A 6,454-nucleotide genomic window follows, 5' to 3' on the forward strand; every position below is an offset into this window, starting at 1 on the left:
GTTCAGCTTACGGTCGGGCCGCATCTACACGGGCACGACCGTTCCGGTCGTGGTCACGACCTCGCCGTACTGCGGGTAGGTGTGGACGGTCCGCCACGTCAGCGGCGCCGACCCGGTGATCTCCAAGGCCGTCAGCGCGTCCGGGTCGTCCCCGAACACGCCGACGAGGAGGTCCGGGGCGTCCGAGCGCATCACCGCGCGGTCCCGCAGGGACCGGACGCGGCGGCGCAGTTCGGGGACGGCGACGGTCTCGACGGTGCACTCGTAGCGGTGCCGCCAGGACCCGACCCGCTGGCTGAACGCCTCCGGCAGGTCCGGGGCGAGGTCGGAGCGGTAGGCGAGGGTCTCGGCGATGAGGCCGTCGGGGGTGGCGACGACGGCCTGGTGGCTGGCGCCGAGCAGCCGCAGCGACAGCCGCAGCGGCCCGGCGTCGCGGTCCATCCGGTCCAGGACCGGCATCGACGGGGCGTCGGGTCGGAAGGTGAGCGAGGCGGCCGAGACGTCGACGAACGGCACCTCGATATGGGCTATCAGCGTGGACTCCGGGGGATCGTGCGGACGCGGCCCGTTCAGGCCGGGTTGTCCTGGGGGTCGCTCTGGTGGTAGATCGTGATCTGGTTGCGGTCCAAGGTGAGGCCCTTCGCCAGTTCCCATTTGGCGCCGTCGCCGAAGGCCTCGAAGGAGAGCTTCTGGCCGTCGGGGCCGGCGTAGTCGTGGTAGCGGACGGTCCCGCGCTCGGCCAGGCCCGTGGTGGCCTCGCTGACGTACTTCGCGGTGCCCTTCTCGTTCGACCGGTACGAGACGCCCTCGTGGCTGAGCTCCTTGGGGCCCGGCGCGAGGTCGGCGCCGACCACCTCGTCCCACAGCACCACTTCGAGATCGGGGTCGGCCTCGACCGACAGCCAGCGCTTGACCCCGGTGCCGGTGTCCAGGAAGTGCTCCGACCACTGGTAGTCGCCCTCGGTCAGGCGCAGGGTGCCGCGCACCGCGAGGGTCTTGCCGTACAGCTCGACGAGGTCGGAGGCGCGCAGGCGACGGGGGTCGCCGCGCAGGACGTCGGTGTCGGCGTCGGCGAACGGGTCGACCGGGCCGGGGTGGGGGGCCGACTCGTTCTTGCGGGTGTTGTTCTGACGCCACAGCCACCAGCCGATGGCGGCGGCGGCGAGGAGGAGGATCAGGACCAAGATCATGGCGAGGCCTTCACGTTCGGGGGAGGTGTGCGTACGGGACGGTTCCTTCGCCTCACTGTACCGTCGCGTCACCGATCGCGATGTGACCCATGCATCTGCGCCCCGACCCGGTAGGCGGGCGGCGCGATCCGGTGTCGCGTCGGCTATCGCGGTGTAACCCATGCGTCGCCTGTGAACCCTAAGATCTAGCCTGTAGACGGCTCACGACGAGGTGAGCCGAAGCGATTCGGACTGGAGATCGAGACGTGTTGGCGTTCATCGGCGACGAAGAGTTCCGCGAGACCCTCCCCGACCGGGAGGAACTGCTGACCGAAGCGGCCGAACTGGCCGGATCCGACGAATCCCTGGCGAAGCTGGTCGAGCTGTACTGGAGCCTGGTGGCCGACGACGACCTCGTCGGACGCAGCGCCCAGCAACTGCTGGAGACCACCGCGCACCACCGCCGCATGGCCGAGGCGCGCCGCCCGGGCGAGGTGCTCCTCGAACTGGACTGCCCCGAGGACGCCGAGGGGCCCGACGCCGCCGCCTCCACCCGCGTGGACCTCGTCTGCGACGACTCCCCGTTCCTCGTGGACTCCCTGACGGGCCTGTTCAACCAGAACGGCATCGACGTCACCGTGTTCGTCCACCCGATCGTCCCGGTCCGCCGCGACGAGGACGGCGCCCTCGTCGAGGCCCCCGCCGAGACCGGCCGCGCCGAGTCCTGGATGCACATCGAGACACAGCGCGTCTCCGACACCGCCGACCTCACCCGGCTCGAAGCCGAGATCCGCAAGGTCCTCGACGACGTCGGCGCGTGCGTCGCCGACTGGCAGGCCATGCGCGCCAAGGCCCTCGACATCGCGAGCGACCTCGACGACCGCGCCACCGGCGCGAAGGAGCCGGCGCTGCCGGTGCCGCCCAAGGACATCGACGACACCGTGGAGCTGCTGCGCTGGCTCGCCGACGACAAGTTCACCTTCCTGGGCTTCCGGCGGTACAAGCTCACCGGCGAAGGCGAGGACCAGGCGCTGACCCCGGTGGCCGAGACCGGCCTGGGGCTGCTGCGCAGGGCCCCGGCGTCGCCACGCCCGATCGCGTCGTTCAACACCGACGCGCGCTCGCAGATCGGCGAGAAGCGCCTGCTGGTGATCACCAAGTCGAACGCGCGCTCGACGGTGCACCGCACCTCCTTCATGGACTACATCGGGGTGAAGACCTTCGACGCGAACGGCGAACCGGACGGGGAGCTGCGCTTCCTGGGCCTGTTCACCTCCGCGGCGTACCTCTCCAGCGTCACCGAGCTGCCGGTGGTCAAGCGGAAGGTCGAGGAGGTGCTCGCCCGCTCGGGCGTGACGCTCTCCTCCCACTCCGGCAAGGACCTCGTCACGGCCCTGGAGACCTACCCGCGCGACGAGCTGTTCCAGGCCCGCACCGACGACCTGTACACGACCGCGATGGGCGTGCTGCGCCTGGCGGGGCGCCGGCGCCTGCGCCTGTTCGCGCGCCGCGACGTCTACGGGCGCTTCTACTCCTGCCTGGTCTACCTGCCCCGGGACCGCTACAACACCGAGAACCGGTTGAAGATCCAGGAGATCCTGCGCCGCAGGCTCGGCGGGCAGGCGGTCGACTACGACGCGCGCGTCACCGAGTCGGTGCTCGCGCGGCTGCACTTCGTGGTCCGCATCGACCCGTACGCCCCGCCCGCGCCGGTCGACGTCGACTCGATCCAGGCCGAGCTCGCCGACGCGACCCGCTCCTGGGACGCCGACCTCGCCCTCCAGCTCGACCACCACGTGGGTGAGGGGCAGGCCCGGTCCCTGTTCAAGGCCTACGCGAACGCCTACCCGCCCGCCTACAAGGCCGAGCACTCGCCGATCGACGCGGCCAAGGACATCGCGAAGCTGGAGATGCTGCGCGAGGCCGGCGAGATGGAGCTGCAACTGTTCCGCCGCGGCGGCGACGACGCGAACGTCCACTTCAAGGTGTACTCGTACGGCGCGCCGGTGGTGCTCTCGGAGGCGCTGCCGGTGCTGCGCAACCTCGGCGTGCGGGTCGCCGAGGAGCGCCCGTACCGCATCAAGCGCGCCGACGCCACCATCCACTTGAGCGACTTCGCGCTCGAACTGCCCGGCGAGGCGGCCGAATCGGTGCCGCAGCTGCGCATCCGCTTCGAGAACGCGTTCCGCGCCGCGTGGGCCGGCGAGGCCGAGTCCGACCGGCTCAATGAGCTGGTGATCGCCGCCGGGCTCACCTGGCGGCAGGTCGTGGTGCTGCGCGCGCTCGCGAAGTACCTGCGCCAGTGCGGGTTCGTGTTCTCCCAGGACTTCATCGCCTCGACGCTGGGCTCCCACCCGGAGATCGCGGCGAACCTGGTGCGCCTGTTCGAGGCGCGGTTCGACCCGCGCGTGGGCGCCGACCGCCAGGCCGCGGTCGCCCGCATCGACGACACGCTCGCCGAAGGGCTCGCCGCGGTGCCGAGCCTCGACGCCGACCGCATCCTGCGGGCGTTCCTGACGCTCATCCGCTCCACGCTGCGCACCTCCTACTTCCAGCGCGGCACCGCCGGGCGGCCCAAGGCGCACATCGCGTTCAAGTTCGACGCCCGGAGCATCGACTTCCTGCCCAAACCGCGGCCGATGTACGAGGTGTTCGTGTACTCCCCGCACTTCGAGGGCGTGCACATGCGCTACGGGAAGGTCGCGCGCGGGGGACTGCGGTGGTCGGACCGCCGCGAGGACTTCCGCACCGAGATCCTCGGGCTGGTCAAGGCCCAGGAGGTCAAGAACACCGTCATCACGCCCGTCGGCGCGAAGGGCGGGTTCGTGCTCAAACGCGGCGACTTCGCCGACCGGGCCGCGTTCCAGGCCGAAGGCGTGGCGCGCTACCGCGAGTTCATCTCGGCGCTGCTGGACATCACCGACAACCGCGACGCCGCGGGCGCGGTGGTGCCGCCGCCGAACGTGGTCCGCCACGACGGCGACGACCCGTACCTGGTCGTCGCCGCCGACAAGGGCACCGCGACGTTCTCCGACATCGCCAACGCCGTCGCCGCCGAGTACGGCTTCTGGCTCGGCGACGCCTTCGCCTCGGGCGGCTCGGTCGGCTACGACCACAAGAAGATGGGCATCACCGCGAGGGGCGCCTGGGAATCGGTCAAGCGCCACTTCCGCGCCGACGGCATCGACACGCAGGCGCGGGACTTCACCGTCGTCGGCATCGGCGACATGGGCGGGGACGTGTTCGGCAACGGAATGCTCCTGTCCGAGCACATCCGGCTCGTCGCCGCGTTCAACCACATGCACATCTTCATCGACCCGAACCCGGTCGCCGCCGTCTCCTATGTGGAGCGGCGCCGCCTGTTCGACCTGCCACGCTCGACCTGGGCCGACTACGACCCGACGCTCATCTCCGCCGGCGGCGGCGTGTGGGAACGCTCGGCGAAGTCCATCCCCGTCTCCGACGAGGTCCGCACCGCCCTCGGCCTCGACGCCGACGTCAAGGACATCACCCCGCCCGAACTCATCCGCGCCGTCCTCACCGCGCCGGTCGACCTGCTGTGGAACGGCGGCATCGGCACCTACGTGAAGTCCGCCGCGCAGACCGACGCCGACGCGGGCGACAAGGCCAACGACGCCGTCCGCGTCAACGGCTCGGAGCTGCGCTGCCGCATCGTCGGCGAAGGCGGGAACCTCGGGTTCACCCAGCTCGGGCGCATCGAGTACGCCCAGTCCGGCGGCCCCGACCACCGCGGCGGGCGCATCAACACCGACTTCATCGACAACTCCGCGGGCGTGGACACCTCCGACCACGAGGTCAACATCAAGATCCTGCTGCGCTCGGCGACGCTGGGGGGCCGCATCGACCCCGCCAGCCGCGACCGGCTGTTCATGGACATGTCCGACGCGGTCGCCGTGGCCGTCCTGGCCGACAACTACGGCCAGAACATGGCCCTGTCCAACGCCAGGAAACTCGGCACCCGGCTCCTGCCCGTCCACACCCGGCTCATGAAGTACCTGGAGAAGCGCGTCGGCCTCGACCGCGAGATCGAGGGCCTGCCGACCGACAAGCAGCTCAAGGAGCGCAGTGCCGCCGGTGCGGCCCTCACCGAGCCCGAACTCGCGGTGCTCCTGTCGTACGTGAAGATCTGGGCCAAGCGCGCCGTCCTCGACTCCGGGCTCCCCGACGAGAAGTGGACCGAACCGGTCCTGCGCGAGTACTTCCCGGCGCCGCTGCGCGAGCCGTACGCCGACCTCATGGCCGAGCACCCGCTGCGCCGCGAGATCGTCGCCACCGCCGTGGTCGGCGAGGCGGTCAACCGCTGCGGCACGACGTTCCTGTTCCGCATCGCCGACGAGACCGGGGCCGACGTCGTGGACGTCATCCGCGGGTTCGTCATCATCCGCGAGGCGTTCGGCCTGCCCGACCTGTGGCGGCGCATCGAGGCGCTCGACAACCAGGTGCCGCAGGCCGCACAGATCGCGAGCATGCTCGTGATCCGGCGGCTGCTGGACCGGGGCGTGCGCTGGCTCGTGCAGCACCGGCGCGGCGGCCTCGACGTCGCCGCCGAGATCGAGCGGCTGCGCCCGGGGCTCGCCGAGCTCCAGCCGCGGCTGCCGCAGCTGCTCACCGAGTCGGAGGCGGCCGGGTTCGAGCGGTTCTGCGACCAGCTCGAGGAGCAGGGGATGCCCGAGGACCTCGCGCGGGACGCCTCCGCGCCGATCTTCGGGTTCGGCCTGGTCGACGTGGTCGAGTGCGCGCGGGTGCTCGAATCGGACCTGGCGACGACCGCCGAGGTCTACTACGGGATCGCCGCGCGGCTGCACCTCGACGAGGTCCTCAACCAGATCTCGGCGCTGCCGCGCACGAACCGGTGGCAGACGCTGGCGCGGTCGGCGCTGCGGTACGACCTGTACGGCGCGATGGCGGGTTTGACGGCGAACGTGCTCCAGGCGAAGCCGGGCACCGATCCGGCCGAGGCGGTCGGTGCGTGGGCCGAACAGAACGCGGCCGACATCGAGCGGATCCACGAGGCGACCGCCGAGGCCGAACGCTCGGACGAGAAGCTCGCGGTGCTGTCGGTCTCGCTGCGCCAGATCCGGAGCATGGACACCTAGACGTTCGCCGAGTCCTGAGCGGGGCGGGGGTGGGGGCGGGCGCCGAAAGGTGGCCCCTCAGGCAGGCCGTCCCTAACCCCCACCCTCCCGAGAGGGGAAGGAAGTCTGGCGCAAGCGTTGCTCGGGCCACCGACAGGAATCGGGCCGAAAAGCCGCCGGGCGGCGGTT

Annotated in this window: 3 protein-coding genes; 1 reads left to right on the top strand and 2 read right to left on the bottom strand. The window is 71.0% G+C overall.

Annotation, left to right across the window (positions count from 1 at the left end):
- Positions 1–24: 24 nt before the first annotated feature.
- Both IF12_RS0112515 and IF12_RS0112520 read right to left on the bottom strand, forming a co-directional pair.
- A complete protein-coding gene (locus IF12_RS0112515) occupies positions 25–516 on the bottom strand; it encodes a DUF2617 family protein (protein WP_051704307.1) in 492 nt (163 codons plus the stop codon).
- Positions 517–569: 53 nt separating this feature from the next.
- A complete protein-coding gene (locus IF12_RS0112520; protein WP_035748859.1) occupies positions 570–1,190 on the bottom strand; it encodes a DUF4178 domain-containing protein in 621 nt (206 codons plus the stop codon).
- A gap of 245 nt (positions 1,191–1,435) precedes the next feature.
- Between IF12_RS0112520 and IF12_RS23025 the strand changes: the two genes are divergently transcribed.
- Positions 1,436–6,286, top strand: a complete 4,851-nt coding sequence (locus IF12_RS23025; protein ID WP_051704308.1) for an NAD-glutamate dehydrogenase — start codon at positions 1,436–1,438, stop codon at positions 6,284–6,286.
- The last annotated feature ends 168 nt before the right edge of the window (positions 6,287–6,454 follow it).

Origin of the sequence: Glycomyces sp. NRRL B-16210 (assembly GCF_000719515.1) — a bacterium.
In the GTDB taxonomy this organism is placed as follows: Bacteria; Actinomycetota; Actinomycetes; order Mycobacteriales; family Micromonosporaceae; genus Glycomyces.